Source organism: Kitasatospora sp. NPDC088391, assembly GCF_044753345.1.
GTDB lineage: Bacteria > Actinomycetota > Actinomycetes > Streptomycetales > Streptomycetaceae > Kitasatospora.
Window position 1 is genome coordinate 168754 of record NZ_JBIVNB010000001.1, and the last position, 18291, is coordinate 187044.

Below are 18291 nucleotides of genomic sequence, written 5' to 3' on the forward strand. Positions count from 1 at the left end.
CCCGTGGTGGATGATCATGACGACGGCGAACGACGGGTCGACCACGGCCGCCGCGTTGATCAGCGCGAACATCAGCTCGGGTTCCCGGGCCAGGTTGGTGCCCGCCGGCAGGAGTTCGCTCACCCGCCGGGTCCGGTCGTAGGCGAGGCGGCAGGTCTCCTCCAGGGAGAGGCCGGTGCGGGGGCGGAAGATCTCGTCGGCCAGCACGGCGGCGGCGATCCGGTGGTGCTCGCGGACGGGTCCGCCGCGCAGCAGTTCGGCGAGGGCGGGGACGAGGCTGGGGGGCTGGGTGGACTCGGACAAGGCGGCCTCCGGGGGTCGGGGCGCCGCGCCGGTGGACGGCAGCGGTCGCCGCTGCCGTCGATTGAAGTGCCGTCACCGCGGGCCCGTCCCGGGGGCCGCCCGCCGCGTCCCGCTGAATCACCGCCCGTGTGGAAACCTCCGCGGGCCGGGCGGCGCGGCCCCCGGGGGCGGCCGTCGCCCGGCCCGCGGGGGTCAGCGGCCGAGCGGCAGGGCGGGCTCGTCCGCCGGGTGGGGCCGGGTGCGCACCATGCAGGTGGAGACCGAGAGCGGGCCGAGGCCGCCGAGGGCGTGCCGCAGGGCGGTGTCCAGGCCGGGCGGCATCGAGTGGGCCGGGGCGAGCACCACGGTGGTGGCGGCGTGCACCGTCTCGGGGCCGATCTGGTCGAGGCGGGAGACGACCCGGACCCGGGCCGCCCCGCTGGCCCGGGCCAGGGCGCGGCTGTCCTCGTCGGCCTCGCCGAGGACGAGGGCGAGGTCGGCGCCGGTGCTGGCGCTGCGGACGGCGGCGAGCCGGTCGGAGGCGACGGGGCAGAGGATGTCGAAGTGCTGGCCGCGGAGCCGGGGGAAGCGCTCGCGCAGGGCCGCGACCGCGGGCATGGCGTCCTCCAGCGGCATGCCGGGCTGGACGACGAAGGACACCCGGTCCGGGTCGATGCCGGTGAGGGCGGCGGCCTCGTCGAGGCCGCGGAGCAGCACCGTCCGCCCGGGGGCCCGGCCGAGCAGGAGGCCCGCCGCACCGGTGCCGGGGCGGCCGACCACCACGACGGTGTCGCCGCGCCCCGCGTACTCGGCCACGTCGTCGGCGGCGGCGTCGACCAGCGGGCAGAGCGGCCCGGCGCAGTCGCGGCCGGGCTCGGCGGGGTGCGGGACGGGCGCGGGGTGCGGCACCGGCGCGGGGTGGTCGCCGTGCGCGGGCCGGGCCGCGGGGCCGCCGCACCACCGGTGGCAGGGCTCCTGGGTGGCGGCGGTGACCAGCCGCCGGGAGCGCAGGACGTCGTACCAGCGGCCGACCACGTCGCCGGCGGCGAGGGAGACCGAGGGGTGCACGGCGACGGCGAACCCGGCGACGGCGCCCCGGCGGTCGGCGTACGAGACGGCGAGGACGTCGGAGCCGCCGGCGGTCGCGCCCGCCGCGACGCCGATCGGGGCCGGCCGGACGCGGAGGCCGAGTTGCCGCAGCGAACCGGCCAGCAGGGGGGCGGCGGGGCAGGGGACCAGGCCGCGGTGGGGCCAATCGATCTCGGTGGCGACGACGGCCTCGCCCGGGGGGATGTCCGGTCCGTGCGACCTCAGGAATGAGCGGCTGCGGTTCATGCGCACCTCTGTTGTTCAGGCACTCGACGAATCCGGGAGGAACTGCCCGGTGCGGGCAGGGAACAGGAATATGGCATATGCCGTGGGGAATTCCGCCGCCCGGCGGGTCGGGGCCGACAAGATCAACCATTCGGACCGGACGCCCCCGAACCGACCCGGACGCCGACCCGGGCCGGCCGGATCGGCACCCCCCACCGGGGGCGACAGGTGCGCCTACGAACCAGTGTGGTCGCGCCGTGCCGGCGGCGGCCGCGGTGTTGAAAGTAGCGGCCGGTTGAAACCCCGGCGCGCCCCTCCCCCGCCGCCCCGCGCCTGGCCACTGCGGCCGCCCGCGCCGGCGACCGGGGGCGCGGACCGGGCCGCGCCGACGGAGGCGCTCTGGTCGCACCCGGCACGGCGTGCCACCATGCGATCACGAGGCCCGGCGGGCGTCTCCGCACGTCCGGCTGCATGTGAGGGGGTCCGCATGACATCGTCGCGCCGTCCGAACCACGCACTCCGCACCCTGCTGACCGAAGCCGGCTGGAGCGCCGTCGACCTCGCCCGCGAGGTCAACCGGGCGGGCCAGGAGGCCGGGACCGCGCTCAGCTTCGACCGCTCCACCGTCGCGCACTGGCTCTCCGGCACCCGCCCGCGCGGCACCACCCCGCAACTGATCACCGAGGCCCTGTCCCGCCGCCTGCACCGGGTGGTCACCCCGGCCGAGGCGGGCCTCGACGGCGACGCGCCGGCCGTGCCCGCCCCGGACGCCGTCGCGGCGGCACCCGTCGACCTGACGCTGCGTCAACTCGCCGCGCTGCACGGCCGCGGCGGCCACCGGGCGGAGGAACTCGCCGCGTACTCCGTCTCCCTCCTCGACCTGCCGGGCCTCCCCGGCCCACCCGGCCTGCCGGGTGGGCCAGGTCTGCCGGGCCTGCCGGGCTCGCCGGGTCCGGGCGCCGCCCACCCCGCCCGGCCGGACGCCCCGCAGTTCCCGCGCGTCCCGGTGCCGCGGTCGGCGCCGCCCGCCGGCGCGCCGGCGCACCGGCCCGTCGACCGGCACGAGGTCGAGGCGGTGGAGACCATCGCCCAGCTCTTCCACTCCTCCGACGCCACCTTCGGCGGCGGCCACGGCCGGACCGCCCTGGTCGGCTACCTGGCCGCCGACCTGGGCCCCAAGCTGCACCGCCCGGCCCGGCCCGCGCTGCGCCGCCGCCTGCTCACCACCGCCAGCCAGCTCGCCTACCTGTGCGCGTTCATGCACTTCGACGACAACCTGCAGGTCTTCACCCAGCACTACTACCTGGCGGCCCTGCGGCTGGCCGCGGAGAACAACTCGCCGCTCGACTACGCGGTGGCACTGCGCGGCCTGTCCGTCCAGGCGGACGCGCTCGGGCACAGCGCCGAGGCCGCGGCGCTCGCCGAGACGGCCCTGGGCACGCTGCGGGGCGATCCGCTGCAGCAGGCGTTCGTGCACGGGCAGCTCGCGGTCGCGCAGGCGCACCGGCGGGCCCGGCCGGAGGCGTTCCGGGCGATCGGGGCCGCCGAACGGCTGCTGGACCGGGGCACCGGCCCGGCCGGGGCCGTGGTCGGGCGCTACCACCGGGCGGCGCTGCTGCGCCAGCAGGCCGCGGTGCTGGAGGCGTTCGGCGATCCGGCGGGCGCGCTGGGCGCGCTGGAGGAGTCACTGCGCTTCCGCCCGCAGGAGGAGCACCGCTCGCGCGCCGTCGTGCTGGCCGACCTGGGCCGCCTCCAGCTGCAGAGCGGCCACCTCACCGAGGCGGTCGGCAGCTGGCACCGGCTGCTGGACGTGTACCCGACGCTGCGCAGCCGCCGGGTGGACCGCGCCCTGGCCGACGTCCGGGGCCGCCTGCGCCCGCACACCAACGACGCCCACGTCCGGGCGCTGCTGCACCGGCTCGCCGGCCACCGCGTCCCGGACCCGCGCCGGGCCCGCTGAACCCCGTCGCACGGGCGTCCTCCGCACCGGCCCGCGCGCTCCGACCCCGCCGCGCGACGGTTTTCAACACCGTCGCGCTTTCATCGGGACGGCGGTGCGCCGCCCCTGCCGACCGGCCGGGCCGCGGTGCTTGGCTGGGGCACCGATCCCGTTCTCCCACCCCCTGGGGCGCCCCGGCCCGGGTCGGCGGCCGCCCCGTTCCCCGTTGGAGGGACCGTGAGCCCTGCACCGCACGACGGGCGGCTCCCCGGCCTGCACGGCCCGGCCGCCCCCGAGCCCGATCCGGCCGTCGTCGCCGCCGTGGACGCCGCGGTCGCGGCGTGGGTCGAGCGCGAGGACGCCTGCCCGCCCGCGTTCCGCCCCGAACTGGCCGGCCTCGGCATCGGCCGCGCCGTGGCCCTGCAGTACCCCGACCACGCCGGACCGGACCACCTGCTGGCCGCCGCGGCCCTGCTGGTCGCCGAGTTCGTGGCCTGGGAGAGCTGCGCGGACGACCCCGACGGCTCCCCCGCGGACCTGGCCGTCCGGCTGCTGCTGGCCCAGAGCGCGCTCGACCCGGCCGACCCGCCCGGCCCCGCCGGGCCGCCCGACCTGCCCGAACCGGCCGATCCGGTGCGGCGCGCCCACCGGGCCGCGATGCGGTGCTTCGGGCGGATCGCCGGCCCCCGGCAGGCCGAGCGGCTCCGGCACGACGTCTGCCGGCTGCAGTTGGGCCGCCTCGCGGAGGCGGCGTGGCGGCCGGACGGCCGGGTTCCCCCGGTCCGGACGTACCTGGCGGTGCGCCGGTTCAACGGTTTCCGCCCGCGCCTGGCCGTCACGGACGCGGTGGGCGGCTACGAGCTGCCCGCCGAGGTCCACAACCGGCCCGAGGTCCGGCGGGTGGTCGCCCTGGGCGCCGACGCCGCCGCCCTCGCCGACGACCTGTACGGGTACAGCAAGGACCTCCGGACCCGGCACCCGCAGCCGAGCCTGCCGATGGTGCTGGCCGCCGCGGGACGGCCGGAGCCCGCCGCGTACTTCGAGGCCGTCGAGGTGCACAACGCCACCGCGCGGGCCTTCGAGGCGGCCTCGGACGCGCTGCGCGGCACCGACCCCGTCCTGGACCGCTACCTGACCGGCCTCGCTGCCTGGATCGCCGGGCACCACCGCTGGCAGCACACCGGCACCTCCCGCTACGACCTGCCGGCCCGGCCGGCCTGACCCCGGCGCCGGGGAGCCCGGGGCCCCGGGAGGCGCGCGGGGCGTGGTCCGCGCCCTCCGCGCCTCCGGTTCCACCGGGGGTGCCTCCGTGCCACGGTCGGCCGGGCGAAGGGCCGTTCCGGGGCGGGGGTTTGGCGTACAGTGCGCGAAAAGTGAACTGCCGTGTGGCGTACGTCAGTTGAAGAATCGTTTCGCCATGATGGATGTGATCATGTGATTCTGGAGGACCGCCGCCCGCTCGACGCCGCCCGGGTCGAGCACACCGAGGCCGCCCTGCTCGCCTTCCACCGCTGCGACCTGGCCCACGGCGGGGGACGCGGCCGCCGCCGGCTCGCCGCCCGGCTGGCCCGGGAGGTGCTGCCCGCGCTGCACCGGCCCGGCCCGGCCGCCGTCCGGCTGCGGATGTACCGGGTCGCCGGGCGGCTCGCCTACCTGTGCGGCTTCATGCACTTCGACGACGGCCGGCCGGGGCGGGCCCGCCGGTACTACACGACCGCGCTGCGGCTCGCCGACCTGGGCGGGGCCCCCGCCGACCGGGCCGTGGTGCTGCGCGGCATGTCCGTGCAGGCCCTGGCGCTCGGCGACGGCCGGCAGGCCCTCGCGCTGGCCCGGGCCGCGACCGGCTGCGCCGCGCCCGCCGAGCGGCGGTCCTTCCTGCTCGGCCAACTGGCCGTCGCGCTGGCCCGGGACGGCGCCCGGCACGACGCGCTGCGGGCCCTCGGCGCGGCCGAGCGCTTCCTCGACCGGGCCACCGGGCCCGCCGACGCCCCGGTCGGCGTCTTCCACCAGGCCGCGCTGCTGCGCCAGCAGGCCGCGGTCCGCGACCTGCTCGGCGACCGGGCCGGCGCGGTGGCGGCGCTCCGGTGCTCGCTGCCGCACCGCCCGCCCGAGGAGGCCCGCTCGCACGCCGTCGTCCTCGGCGACCTCGCCGTCCTGCTGGAACGCACCGGGCGCCTCACCGAGGCCGCCGCCGTCTGGCACGACTTCCTCGACCTGCGTCCCGCCCTCGCCAGCGCCCGGGTGGACGCGGCCTTCACCGCCATGCGGGCCCGGCTGCGCCCGCACGGCCGCCAACCCGCCGTCCGCGACCTGCTGGAGCGGGCCGCCGACGGGTGACCGGGTCGGGCCGGGCGGACGGGCCGGGGGCCCGACGGGGCGTCAGTCCGGTCCGGCGGGCAGGACGTGCGCCCCGGGGCAGGGGGCGGTCACGCAGTGGGCGCGGTGGCCCGCGGCCCGCAGCCGGGTCGCGGTCGACCGGGCCGCGGCGGCGTCCGCGGCCAGGAAGGCCCAGGTCGAGCCGGAGCCGCAGAGCAGGGCCGCGAGGGCTCCCCCGGCGAGTCCGGCGTCCCGGGTGCGGCGCAGCGCGGGGGCGAGGGAGAGCGCGGCGGGCAGCAGGTCGTTGGTCAGGTGGCGGGCGAGGGCGGGGGCGTCGCCGGTGCGCAGGGCGTCCAGCAGGTCGGGGTCGGCGCGTCCGGCGGTGCCTTCGCCGCCCCGGGGCACGGGCAGTTCGCCGAGGGCCCGCATGGCGTCCCAGCGCCGGTAGACCTGTTCGGTGGGGAGCGGCTGCTCGCCGACGGCGACCACCCAGTGGGTGGGCGCGGCCGGCAGCGGGGCGAGCCGGTGGCCGCGGCCGGTGCCGAGGGCGGCGCCGCCGCGCAGGGCGAACGGGACGTCGCTCCCGAGTCCGCCGGCCAGTCGGTGCAGCAGCGGGTGGGGGGAGGCGGTGCCCCACAGCCGGTCGCAGGCGAGGAGCGCGGCGGCGGCGTCCGCGCTGCCGCCGGCCAGGCCGGCGCCGGCGGGGATGCCCTTGGTCAGGTGGAGCCGGACCCGGGGGGACCGGCCGTGGTGCTGGGCGAGGGCGTGCACGGCCCGGGCCGCGAGGTTGCGCCCGTCGAGCGGGACGCCGCGGACGTAGGGGCCGGAGGCGGTCAGCGCGAGCCGGTGGTGCGGGGCGGCGGTGACGGTGTCGTGCAGGCCGACCGCGAGGAACACGGTGGTGAGCGGGTGGTGGCCGTCGCCGCGGCGGGGGCCGACCGACAGCTGCAGGTTGATCTTCGCCGGCACCCTGACGGTGACGGTGGCGAGGCCGGTGCTCACTCCCCCGCCCCCGTCCCGGTCTCCTCCGCCGACGCCGACGCCGACGCGGCCGGCCGCGGCGCCTCGACGATCCGCGCCTCGGGGACCGTGCTGACGACCTCTCCGCGACGGAAGACCTGGCCCTTCCCGTTGCCGCAGGAGACGCCGAGGTCGGCGTCGCGGGCCTCGCCGGGCCCGTTGCCGACGCACCCCATGACGGCGGTCCGCAGGGGGTGCGGGAAGCCGTCGAAGGCGGCCTCGACCCGGGTGGCGAGCGAGTGGACGTCGACCTGGAGCCGGGCGCGGCCGGGGCAGGAGACGGTCTCCGGCCGGCGCGGGCGCAGGCCGAGGGCGGCCAGGATGTGCGGGCCGGCCTTCCGCTTGACGGTGCCGGGGTTGACCCGGACGGCCGCGCAGCCCGCGTCGATGGCCTGCGGGACGTAGCGCGGCGGGAAGCGGCTGGCGGCGACGACGGGGGTCTTCGAGCGCCGGGTGATCTCCGGCGGGGCGTCCGCGTCGTCCTGGGAGGGCACGGCGACCCGGACGATGTCGCAGCCGGCCGCGGTGACCTCGGCGATCTGCTGGAGCGTCGCGTCGATGTCGACGGTGGGGGTGGTGGTCGTGGTCTGCCCGGTGACCGGCGCGCCGCCGCCGACGGGGATCCGGCCGACCATGATCCGGCGGCCGGGCCGGCGGGGCGGTACGCGGGAGGGGGTGGCGGGCAGGCCGGGGTTGACAGCGGTCACGGATCACTCCGGGGGTGACGGGCCGCCCGTCGCGGGGCGGGCCCCGGGCGGTCGGCGGACAGCGGAGCCCACGTCCACGAGTAGAGGCCCGGCCGCGGGCGGGCGGGAAGCGCCGCGGCCGCCCGGCCCGGCTGAAAGCGGGCCCGGGCTGAAACCGGACGCCCCGCTCCCGAAGCACCCGGCTTCCGAACACCCGGCTTTCACCGTGCCCGGCCTTTCAACGCCCCCGGCGCTCCCGGGGCGGTGACGGACCGTCACCGGGGCGGGCGTAATCGTGGGGTCGGCCCCGCCGCCGACGCTCCGTCCGCCGGCCCGCCACCGCCCCGGGAGGCACCCATGACCCTGGCCGCAGAACCGGGCAGCACCCGTTACGGGCTGCTCCGCGGCATCTCCCACCCACGGGAACTGCGCGACCTGGACGCCGCCCGGCTGGCCGGGCTGGCCCGGGAGATCCGCGCGTTCCTGGTCGACAAGGTGTGCGCGACCGGCGGGCACCTGGGTCCGAACCTGGGGGTGGTGGAGCTGTCCGTGGCCCTGCACCGGGTCTTCGACTCGCCCGCGGACACCGTGCTGTTCGACACCGGGCACCAGGCGTACGTGCACAAGCTCCTCACCGGCCGGATGGCGGGCTTCGACGGGTTGCGGCGGGCCGGCGGCCTGTCCGGCTACCCGTCGCGGGCGGAGTCGGAGCACGACGTGGTCGAGAACTCGCACGCCTCGACCGCGCTGTCCTACGCCGACGGGCTGGCCAAGGCCCGGCAGCTGGCGGGCGAGCGGCACCGGGCCGTGGTCGCGGTGATCGGGGACGGGGCGCTGACCGGCGGGATGGCCTGGGAGGCGATGAACAACCTCGGTGCGGCGCCGGACCGGCCGGTGGTGGTGGTCCTGAACGACAACGGGCGCTCGTACGCGCGGACCGTCGGGTCGCTCGCCGCCCACCTGCGGGAGCTGCGCGGCAGAGCCGGGGCCGGGGCGCCGTCGGGCCGCAGCCTGTTCGAGGCCCTGGGGTTCGCCTACCTGGGGCCGGTGGACGGGCACGACCTCGCCGCCCTGGAGGAGGCGCTGTCGGCGGCGCGCGCCCTGGGGGCGCCGGTGGTGGTCCACGCGGTGACCGTGAAGGGCCGCGGGTACGGGCCCGCCCGGGAGGACGGCGCCGAGCACATGCACGCCGTGGGCGTCCTGGACCCGGCCACCGGCCGGGCCCGCGGCCCGGCCGGCCCGCCGTCCTGGACCGAGGTGTTCGGCCGCGAGGTGTGCCGGCTCGGGACCGAGCGCCCCGCCCTGGTCGCGGTGACGGCGGCGATGCCCGGGCCGACCGGCCTGGCGGCCTTCGCCGAGCGCTTCCCCGACCGGTTCTTCGACGTCGGCATCGCCGAGCAGCACGCCGTCACCTCGGCGGCGGGGCTGGCGCTGGGCGGGCGGCACCCGCTGGTCGCCGTCTACGCGACCTTCCTCGGGCGGGCGTTCGACCAGGTGCTGATGGACGTGGCGCTGCACCGCCTGCCGGTCACCTTCGTGCTGGACCGGGCAGGGGTCACCGGCCCGGACGGCCCGTCCCACCACGGCCTGTGGGACCTGGCGCTGCTGGGCGGCGTCCCGGGGCTGCGGGTCGCGGTGCCCCGGGACGCGGCCCGGCTGCGGGAGCTGCTCGCGGAGGCCGTCGGCGACGACGACGGCCCGACCGTGCTGCGCTTCCCGAAGGCCCCGGCCCGGGCCGACCTCCCGGCCGGGGAGCGGGTCGGCCCGCTGGACGTCCTGCACACCGGCCGGGACCGTGACGTGCTGCTGGTCGGGGCCGGGCCGCTGGCCGCGGAGGCGGTGGCGGCGGCCCGGGTGCTGGGCGGGCACGGCGTCGGGGTGACCGTGTGCGATCCGCGCTGGCTGCTGCCGGTGCCCGGCGAACTGGTCGCGCTGGCGGCCCGCCACCGGCTGGTGGTGACGGTCGAGGACGGCGTCCGGCACGGCGGTTTCGGCAGCGCCGTCCTGTGCGCCCTGTCCGCACTGGACCGGCCGCCGCGGGTGCGGGTCCTCGGCCTTCCCCCGGCGTTCCTGCCGCACGGCGGCCGCGAGGAGCTGCTGGCGGCCCACGGGCTGACCGCCCCGGGCATCGTCCGCGAGGTGCTGCGCGCCCTCCCGGAGTCCTGATCCCCCACCGCCCGGACTTCCGGACACCCGGACACCCCGACACCCCGACACCCTCCAGGAGGAGACCATGACCGTTCCCGACCTCTCCCAGCCGCGGCGCAGCCTCGGCACCGCGGCCGCCCGGACCCTGGCGACCACCACCAAGTCCGTCCCGCAGACGCAGGAGATCACCTCCCGCTGGCTGCAACGGCTGCTCCCCTGGGTCCAGACCTCCGGCGGCGTCTACCGGGTCAACCGGCGGCTGCGCCACCGGGTGGGCGGCGGGCGGGTCGGCCTCGTCCGGGAGGGCGGCGGGGTGCGCGTGGTCCCGCCGACCCTGACCGAGCTGGGCCCGGTGCACGGGTACCGGGACGAGGCGGGGCTGCGGGTGCTGGCCGGGCTGTTCGCCCCGCGCGGCTACCGCCGGGGCGAGGTGATCGCGCAGGCCGGCCGCCGGATCGACCAGGTGCACGTCCTGGTGCACGGCAAGGCCGTCCGGCGGGGCACCGGCGCGCACGGCGGCGGGACCGAGCACGGGGTGCTCGCCGGCGGGGAGCACCTGGGCGCCCCGGCGCTGGCCGACCGGGAGGCCCGGTGGGAGCACACCGTGACCGCGCTCACGGACTGCGAGGTGCTCGCCCTCCCGCTGGACGCGCTGGCCGGGGCCCTCGGGTCGGTCCCCTCGCTGGCCGACCACCTCGGCGCCGGGCGGGCCCGGCCCGCGGTCAACGCCTACGGCGAGGCGGCGATCGCGCTCTCGGCCGGGCACAGCGGCGAGGCCCTGCTCCCGGGCAGCTTCGTGGACTACGACCTGGCCCCGCGCGAGTACGAGTTGAGCGCCGCGCAGACCGTCCTGCGGGTGTCGACCCGGGTCGCGGACCTCTACAACGAGCCGATGAACCAGTTGGACCAGCAGCTGCGCCTGACCATCGAGGCCCTGCGGGAGCGCCAGGAGTGGGAGCTGTTCAACAACCCGGAGTTCGGGCTGCTGCACGACATCGCCCCGGGGCAGCGGGTGCACACCCGGTCCGGCCCGCCCACGCCCGACGACCTGGACGAGCTGCTGAGCCGGCGCAAGCAGACCCGGGTGCTGCTGGCCCATCCCCGGGCGATGGCCGCCTTCGGCCGGGAGTGCACCCGGCGCGGGATCTACCCGGGCTCCGCCGAGGTCGACGGGCACACCGTCCCGTCCTGGCGCAGCGTGCCGATCCTGCCCTGCCTGCAGCTTCCCGTCGCCGCGGACCACAGCACGTCGATCCTGGCGCTGCGGATCGGCGAGGAGAACGGGGGCGTGGTCGGACTGCACCAGACCGGTGTCCCGGACGAGTACGAGCCCGGGCTGTCGGTGCGGTTCATGGGCATCGACGACCGGGCCGTCGTGTCCTACCTGGTGACGGCCTACTACTCGGTCGCCGCCCTGGTGCCGGACGCCGTGGGCGTCCTGGAGAACGTCGAGCTCGGCCACTACGGCGACTGATCCCGCCGCCCGCACCAGCGCCCTGGAGGCCCCGTGTCCACGCAGTCCTTCACCCTTCCGGCGTTCCACCTGCCCTACCCGGTGCGCCTGAACCCGCACGGGGCGGATGCCCACCGGCACACCGTGGCCTGGGCCCGCCGGACGGGCATGCTCGACTCGCCGGCCCGCCCGGGCGGGCCGGCCGTCTGGACCGAGGCCGACCTGGTGGCGCACGACTACGCCCTGATGTGCGCGTACACCCACCCCGACTGCGACGCGGGCGAACTCGACCTGGTCACCGACTGGTACGTGTGGGTGTTCTACTTCGACGACCACTTCCTGGAGGCGTTCAAGCGCCACGGCGACACCGCGGGGGCGCGCCGCCACCTCGACCGGCTGGCCGGGCTGATGCCCGGCGCGGACGATCCGCCGTCCCCGGCCGCCGCGCCGGTCGGCCCGGTCGAGGCGGGCCTGGCCGACCTGTGGCGCCGCACCGTCCCCGGCATGTCGGCGGACTGGGTGCGCCGGTTCCGCGAGAGCACCCACCACCTGCTGGAGGAGTCCCTGTGGGAGCTGGCCAACATCAACGAGGGCCGGGTGGCCAACCCGGTGGAGTACATCGCGATGCGCCGCAAGGTCGGCGGCGCGCCGTGGTCCGCCAACCTGGTCGAGCACGCGGTCCGGGCCGAGGTGCCCGCGGCCCTCGCGGCGACCCGTCCGATGGAGGTGCTGCGGGACTCCTTCGCCGACGGCGTGCACCTGCGCAACGACCTGTTCTCGTACCGGCGCGAGGTCGAGCAGGAGGGCGAGCTGTCCAACTGCGTGCTGGTGGCCCGGCGGTTCCTCGGCTGCACGGTGCAGGAGGCCGCCGAGGTCTGCAACGACCTGCTGACGGCCCGGCTGCGGACGTTCGAGCGGACCGCGGTGACGGACCTGCCGCGCCTGTTCGACCTGCTCGGCGTGGCGCCCGCCGACCGCGCGGCCGTCCTGCGCTACACCAAGGGCCTGGTCGACTGGCAGGCGGGCGGGCACGCCTGGCACGCCCGGTCCGGCCGGTACACCCGGGTCCACCGGACCGGGGTGGTGCCGACCGGGCCGTCGGGGCCGGGCAGCGACGCCGCCCGCCGCCACCTGCGGGGCGGCCGCGACGCCACCCGCCTGCTCGGGAAGCCGGTGGCGCCGGGCCCGGTCCCCCCGGCGCGGCTGCCCTTCCCGACCCGGATCAGCCCGCACCTGGACGGGGCCCGCCGGCGGCTGGGGGTGTGGACGGCCGGGGCCGGGATGATCGACGGCGACGACCGCTTCGGCGTCTGGGACCAGGAGCGGTTCGAGGCCGCCGACCTGGCCCTGTGCGCTGCCCTGATCTGCCCGGACGCGCCCGCCGAGGAGGTCGACCTGGCCGCCTGCTGGCTCACCTGGGGGACGTTCGGCGACGACTGGTTCCCCGTCGTGTACGGCCACAACCGGGACCTGGGCACCGCGGTGGCGCAGGTCCACCGGTGCGGGCGGCTGATGTCCGTCGACCCCGGCGCCGCGCCCCCCGCGCCGCGCAACCCGCTGGAGAGCGGGCTCCTGGCGGTGTGGCGGCGCAGTGCCGCCCTGCTGGACCGGGAGACCCTGACCGTGCTGCGGCAGTACGTGGTGGACATGCTGGACAGCTGGCTCTGCGAGTTGGACAACCAGCTCCGCCTGCACGTGCCCGACCCGGTCGACTACCTCGAACTCCGCCGCCGGACGTTCGGGGGCGACCTGACGACGGGGCTGACCTACCTCGGCCTGATCGCCCGGGGTCCGCGCCTGCCGGACGAGGTGCTCCGCAGCCGTCCGATGCGGGCGCTCGGCGACTGCGCCGTCGACGTCGTCACGCTCACCAACGACCTGTTCTCCTACCGCAAGGAGATCGAGTTCGAGGGCGAGGTGTCCAACTGCGTGCTGGTGCTCCAGCAGTTCACCGGGTGCGACCGGGAGCGCGGGTTCCGGCTCGTCGACGAGTTGCGGGCCGCCAGGATCGACGAGTTCCAGCACGTCGTCGCGGCCGAACTGCCCGCGCTGTTCGACCGGTTCGCGCTGCCGCCGGACCAGTGCGGGCTGCTGCTCGCCTACGCGGGCCGGCTGCGCGACTACATCGCGGGGGTGGTCCGCTGGCACGAGTCGGTGGACCGCTACCGCGTCCTGCGGGCCCACCGCCTGCCCGTCCCGGGCTGGCGGCGCCCCGGCCCGTTCCCGGGCCGGGGCTGACGGCGGGTCAGGGGGCCCAGGGGGCGATCATCGTCTTCATCGCGTCGGCGAGCGCGAACTGGAGCAGCGGGCCGTAGCTGATCCGGCCGACGCCGAGGCGGCGGAACCGTTCGAGGTCGTGCCGGACGGGGTGGGCGGTGGAGTTGACGGGGACGCCGACGGCGCCGATCACCGCGGTGAGCAGGTCGTCGTCGTCCTGGATGCGGACGGGGTAGAGGCTGTCGGCGCCGGCCCGTTCCAGGGCGAGCAGCCGTTCGATCGCCTCGTCGAGGACGTCGGCGGGCTTCTCGGCGTGCAGGAAGAGGTCGGTGCGGCCGTTGATCCAGACCGGGACGCCCGCGTCGTCGGCCGCGGCCCGCAGGCCGGCGACGTAGGCGGCGTGCTCCTCGGTGCTGCGCAGCCGGCCGCCCTCCGCGTGCAGGGTGTCCTCGACGTTGAGGCCGACGCCGCCGGCCTCGACCAGGCCGGCGATCAGGTCGGCGGGCGTCTGTCCGTAGCCGGATTCGAGGTCGACCGAGACGGGGACGTCGACGGCCGCGACGATCGGACGGACGGCGGCGAGCACCTCCTCGAAGGTCTGTCCCTCGTGGTCCTCGGCGCCCCGGGAGTCGGCCAGCGGGTGGCTGCCGACGGTCAGGGCGGCGAATCCGGCGGCGGCGGCCGTCCGCGCGGACCAGGCGTCCCAGACGGTGGGCAGTACGAGCGGCCGGTGTCCGGCGTGCAGTTCCCCGAGCCGCTGGGCGCGCTCGACGGTGCTTCGAAAGTCCATGCCCGGACGCTACCCCGAACGGCGGCGGGGCATGTGTCGACACGTCAGCTCCCCCCGGCGCCGGGGGGGAGCCGGTCCGGTGGTCAGGGCGTGAGGGTGAAGGTGAGGACGGAGCCGGTGGCCAGGCACCACCCGGAGGTGGTGACGGCCCGGACGTTGATGGTGTAGGTGCCGGCGGCGGCGTAGTGGTGGGTGGCGTAGACCTTGCGGACGTCGGTGGAGCCGGTGCCGTTGGTGTCGGTGTAGGTGGTGGTGCCGTCGCCCCAGTTGGTGGTGAAGGTGAAGGTGCAGCTGGTCCAGCCGCCGGAGGAGGTGACCTCGACGGTCGGGTCGTCGCTGCTGCAGGTCGTCGCGGTGGTGTAGACGCAGCGCGGGCGGGTCGGCTGGGCCGGGGCGGGGGCGGGCGGGGTGGTGGCGGGCGCGGGCTTCCCGCCGCCGCTGCCGCCCTTCGAAGAACCCGTGGAACCCGTGGAACCCGTGCCGGTGCTCCCGCCGGTCCTGGTGCTGCCGGCGCTCCCGCCGCCGTCCGGGCTCGGCCCGGCGGGCGGGGCGGTGGCGGGCGGGGCGGTGGTGGCGGGGCCGGGGTCCGGGGTGCCGGTGGGGCTGCCGGAGGGGGTCGCGGAGGCCGGTGCGCCACCCCCTCCGGGCGTTCCCGCGGCGGCGGGCGTGAGGGCGGGCGTCGCGCCCTTGCCGCCCTGCGGGGAGAGCAGTTGGGGCAGCAGTTCGACCCCGGCGGTGGCCCCGGCGACCAGGACCAGCGGGACGATCAGCGGGACGAGGAGGCGGCGCCGTCGGGGCGCGGGTGGCGGTCCGGGGTCGGCGGGCCGCAGGGCGAGCGTCCGCCGCTCGGTCGCCGGGACGGGGGCCGGGAACGGGACGGTGGCGGGCCGGGCGGCGAAGGCGGCGCAGGTCCGGAGCAGTTCCGTCAGCGGTCCGGGCCAGTCGGCGCCCGGCGCGGGGGCGTGTTCGGCGGCGAGGCGGACCAGGCGGTCGGCGGTGGGGCGGGCGGCGGGGTTCTTGTCCAGGCAGGCGGCGACGGTCTCGGCGAGGTCGGGGTCGAGGTCCTGCAGGGCGGCGAGGTCGGGGGCGGTGTGGACGATCCGGTAGAGCATGTCGACGCCCGAGCCCTCGCCGAAGGGCGGGCGCCCGGTGGCGGCGTAGGCGATCAGCGAGCCGAGGGCGAAGACGTCGGCGGCCGAGGTGGCGGGGCCGCTGTGGTCGGCCTGTTCGGGGGCCATGTAGGCGGGGGTGCCGAGCACGGTGCCGGTGCGGGTGAGCCGGCTCTGGTCGGCGGCCCGGGCGATGCCGAAGTCGATGAGGGTGGCGCCGTCGACGGTGAGCATGACGTTGGAGGGCTTCAGGTCCCGGTGGATCATGTCGAGTTCGTGCACCGCCCGCAGGCCGGTGGCCGCCTCGCGCAGCAGCAGCCACAGCCGGGCGGCGTCGAGCGGGCCGCCGTTGACGGCGAGGGCCCGGTCCAGGGTGAGGCCGGGGACGTAGGCGGTGGCCAGCCACGGCGGGCGGGCCTCCCGGTCGGCGGCCAGCAGCGGCGCGGTGGCCGCCGCGGGCAGCCGGGCCAGGTTGTCGAGCTCGTGGCCGAAGTGCCGCTGGAAGTCCGGGTCCTCGATGAACTGCGGCAGCAGCTGCTTGACGGCCGCGTACCGGCCGCCGACCACGCCCAGGTAGACCCGCCCCATGCCGCCCGCCCCGAGCCGCCCCAGCAGCGGGATCGGACCGATCGCCCGGGGGTCGTCCGCGTCCAGCGGTTCGGCCCCGCCCCCGGCCGGGTCGAACCCGACCCCTTCAGCTCCCCCGTACGGTGTCATGGACGCGCATGCTATCGAACGCCCGTACGTGCACCACCGCCTGACGCCCCGTCCGCCCGGCGCTGCGGCGGGCCCGTCGCCGGTGCCGGCCGCGGACGGCGCGGTCCCCCGGCGGCGGGGCCGTCGGGGGACCGTGCGGGCGGGGCGGGGGGGGTCAGGCCCGGCCGGCGGACTTCTGAGTGCGGCGGGCCAGCGAGTCGACCACGGCGGCGGCCAGCAGGACCGCGCCGGTGATCATGAACTGGATGGCGTTGCTCAGGCCCTGGATGTTCATCCCGGACTGGATCGAGCCGATCACCAGCGCGCCCAGCAGCGCCGACCAGGTCGAGCCGCGTCCGCCGAACAGGCTGGTGCCGCCGATGACGGCCGCCGCGATGGCGTTCATCAGCAGGTTGCCGCCGCCGGAGGTCTGCGAGGCCGACTGGATCTGCGCGGCCAGGAACAGGCCGCCGATCGCCGCCATGGTGGAGCAGATCATGAACACCGTGATCCGCACCCACGCCACGTTGATGCCGGCCCGCCGGGCGCCCTCGATGTTCCCGCCGAGCGCGAACACCTTCCGCCCGTAGGGGGTGCGGCGCAGCACGAACTCCAGCGCCACCACGAAGGCCAGGAAGATCAGCAGCGCCAGCGGCAGGCCCTTGTACTGGTTGAGGGTGTACGCGGCGGCGAAGCCGACCACCGCGATCGCGGCGGTGCGGATCACGATGTCGGAGGTGGTCCGGGACGGGATCTTCGCGGCCCGCCGCCGCCGGGTGTCCAGCAGCGACATGCCGAGGAAGAGCAGGGTTCCGGCGGCGGCCAGTCCGTAGGCGGCGATCTGCTGCCCGTAGATGGTCGAGTACATCCGGGAGACCACGTCCTTGCCGGACATGTTGACGGTGCCGTTGGCGCCGAGGACCTGCAGCATCAGGCCGTTCCAGCCGAGGTTGCCGGCCAGCGTGACGATGAACGCGGGGACGCCGATCTTGGCGAAGAACAGGCCGTGCACCAGGCCGACCAGGGCGCCGCCGACGATCGCGGACAGCAGCGCCACCCACTGGTTGACGCCGTGGGTGACGTTCATGACCGCGAAGATCGCCGCACACAGGCCGCTGACCGAGCCGACCGACAGGTCGATCTCGCCGAGCAGCAGCACGAACACCACGCCGACCGCGATCATGCCGGTGCCGACGATCTGCTGGGACAGGTTGGACAGGTTCTGCGCCGACAGGAAGCTGCTGTTCAGCGAGCCGAAGACGGCCCAGATGATGATCAGCGCGACCACCACGGGGGCCGAGCCCAGTTCGCCGCTGGTCAGCCGGCGCCGGAACTCGGTGAGGTAGCCCTTGAGGCCCTCCTGCCGGACGATCAGCCGGGGGTCGACGGCGGGGGCGGCCCCGGCGGCGACCGGGACGGGGGCGTTGACGCCGCCGGTCGGCATGCTGTCCTCGGGCAGCGGGTGGCGGCGGCCGCTCGCGTGGCTGCCCCCGGGCCCGTGGCCCGGGTCGCCGGGTTCGGGAATGTCGTCGCTCACTGGCTGCCTCCCTCTCCGCGGGCCCGCCGGCGGGTCACGGCGTTGTCCGTGGCGCCGGTGATGGCCGAGATGATCTGCTCCTGGTTGGTCGACCGCTTGTCGAAGACGCCGTTGTTGCGGCCCAGCCGCAGCACCGCCACGGTGTCGGCGACCGCCATCACGTCGGCCATGTTGTGGCTGATCAGGATCACTCCGAGGTTCTGCTCGCGCAGCCGTTCCACCAGGTCGAGGACCTGCGCGGTCTGCTCGACGCCGAGCGCGGCGGTCGGCTCGTCCAGGATCACCACCTCGGGCGAGCCGATCAGCGCGCGGGCGATCGCCACCACCTGGCGCTGGCCGCCGGAGAGCGAGGCGATCGGGATCCGCACGCTGGGGATCCGGATCGACAGGCTGTCCAGCAACTGCCGGGAGCGCTGCTCCATCGCGACCTCGTCGAGCACCAGCCCGAACTGCTTGAGCTCCCGGCCGAGGAACAGGTTGCCCACCACGTCCAGGTTGTCGCAGAGCGCGAGGTCCTGGTAGACGGTGGCGATGCCCAGCTGCTGGGCGTCCTGCGGCCGGTGGATCGCGACCGGCCGCCCCTGCCACTCGATCACGCCCTCGTCCGGCTGGTTGACCCCGGCGATGGTCTTGACCAGGGTCGACTTGCCGGCACCGTTGTCGCCGACCAGCGCGACCACCTCGCCGGCCCGGACCTCCAGTTCGATGTCGGTGAGCGCCTGGACGGCGCCGAACCGCTTCGAGACGCCGCGCAGGGCCAGTACGGTCCCACCCGTCACCGCGA

At 76.9% G+C, this 18291-nt stretch carries 13 protein-coding genes; 6 read left to right on the plus strand and 7 right to left on the minus strand.

Annotated elements, in window-relative coordinates; all coding sequences use genetic code 11:
* Positions 1–495: 495 nt before the first annotated feature.
* On the minus strand, positions 496–1617 hold the full coding sequence (locus ACIQBJ_RS00690; RefSeq protein WP_400701126.1) for a hypothetical protein: 1122 nt from the start codon (positions 1615–1617) through the stop codon (positions 496–498).
* A 466-nt stretch (positions 1618–2083) separates the two neighbouring features.
* Here ACIQBJ_RS00690 and ACIQBJ_RS00695 point away from each other — a divergent pair, with 466 nt between their 5' ends.
* The 3 genes from ACIQBJ_RS00695 (at position 2084) to ACIQBJ_RS00705 (ending at position 5872) form a co-directional block, all read left to right on the plus strand.
* Positions 2084–3556 carry a hypothetical protein gene (locus ACIQBJ_RS00695; RefSeq protein ID WP_400701129.1) on the plus strand — a complete coding sequence of 491 codons (1473 nt, stop codon included), beginning with the start codon at positions 2084–2086 and terminating at the stop codon, positions 3554–3556.
* A gap of 216 nt (positions 3557–3772) precedes the next feature.
* Entirely contained in the window at positions 3773–4756 is a 984-nt protein-coding gene (locus ACIQBJ_RS00700; RefSeq protein WP_400701132.1) for a cyclase, read from the plus strand.
* Positions 4757–4969: 213 nt separating this feature from the next.
* Positions 4970–5872, plus strand: coding sequence for a hypothetical protein (locus ACIQBJ_RS00705; RefSeq protein WP_400701135.1), 903 nt, complete (start codon positions 4970–4972; stop codon positions 5870–5872).
* Between the two features lie 42 nt (positions 5873–5914).
* On the opposite strand, the gene ACIQBJ_RS00710 is transcribed toward ACIQBJ_RS00705, so the two are convergent.
* A complete protein-coding gene (locus ACIQBJ_RS00710; protein ID WP_400701138.1) occupies positions 5915–6853 on the minus strand; it encodes a 4-(cytidine 5'-diphospho)-2-C-methyl-D-erythritol kinase in 939 nt (312 codons plus the stop codon).
* On the minus strand, positions 6850–7578 hold the full coding sequence (locus tag ACIQBJ_RS00715; RefSeq protein ID WP_400701141.1) for a flavodoxin-dependent (E)-4-hydroxy-3-methylbut-2-enyl-diphosphate synthase: 729 nt from the start codon (positions 7576–7578) through the stop codon (positions 6850–6852). Before ACIQBJ_RS00715 ends, ACIQBJ_RS00710 begins: the two co-directional genes overlap by 4 nt.
* A gap of 336 nt (positions 7579–7914) precedes the next feature.
* On the opposite strand from ACIQBJ_RS00715, the gene ACIQBJ_RS00720 reads away from it, so the two are divergent.
* The 3 genes from ACIQBJ_RS00720 (at position 7915) to ACIQBJ_RS00730 (ending at position 13396) form a co-directional block, all read left to right on the plus strand.
* Positions 7915–9723 carry a 1-deoxy-D-xylulose-5-phosphate synthase gene (locus ACIQBJ_RS00720; protein ID WP_400701144.1) on the plus strand — a complete coding sequence of 603 codons (1809 nt, stop codon included), beginning with the start codon at positions 7915–7917 and terminating at the stop codon, positions 9721–9723.
* Positions 9724–9790: 67 nt separating this feature from the next.
* Positions 9791–11179: a family 2B encapsulin nanocompartment shell protein gene (locus ACIQBJ_RS00725; protein WP_400701147.1), complete on the plus strand. Its 1389-nt coding sequence runs from the start codon at positions 9791–9793 to the stop codon at positions 11177–11179.
* A gap of 33 nt (positions 11180–11212) precedes the next feature.
* Positions 11213–13396 (plus strand): germacradienol/geosmin synthase, encoded by a 2184-nt coding sequence (locus ACIQBJ_RS00730; RefSeq protein WP_400701150.1) that lies wholly within the window; start codon positions 11213–11215, stop codon positions 13394–13396.
* Positions 13397–13403: 7 nt separating this feature from the next.
* On the opposite strand, the gene ACIQBJ_RS00735 is transcribed toward ACIQBJ_RS00730, so the two are convergent.
* The 4 genes from ACIQBJ_RS00735 to ACIQBJ_RS00750 all read right to left on the minus strand — a co-directional run bounded on the left by ACIQBJ_RS00735 (position 13404) and on the right by ACIQBJ_RS00750 (position 18286).
* Positions 13404–14165, minus strand: a complete 762-nt coding sequence (locus ACIQBJ_RS00735) for an isocitrate lyase/phosphoenolpyruvate mutase family protein (RefSeq protein WP_400701153.1) — start codon at positions 14163–14165, stop codon at positions 13404–13406.
* A gap of 83 nt (positions 14166–14248) precedes the next feature.
* On the minus strand, positions 14249–15991 hold the full coding sequence (locus tag ACIQBJ_RS00740) for a serine/threonine-protein kinase (RefSeq protein WP_400701156.1): 1743 nt from the start codon (positions 15989–15991) through the stop codon (positions 14249–14251).
* Between the two features lie 154 nt (positions 15992–16145).
* Positions 16146–17414: a sugar ABC transporter permease gene (locus tag ACIQBJ_RS00745; RefSeq protein WP_400703421.1), complete on the minus strand. Its 1269-nt coding sequence runs from the start codon at positions 17412–17414 to the stop codon at positions 16146–16148.
* 89 nt (positions 17415–17503) lie between these two features.
* Positions 17504–18286, minus strand: coding sequence for an ATP-binding cassette domain-containing protein (locus ACIQBJ_RS00750; protein ID WP_400701159.1), 783 nt, complete (start codon positions 18284–18286; stop codon positions 17504–17506).
* Between the last annotated feature and the right edge of the window lie 5 nt (positions 18287–18291).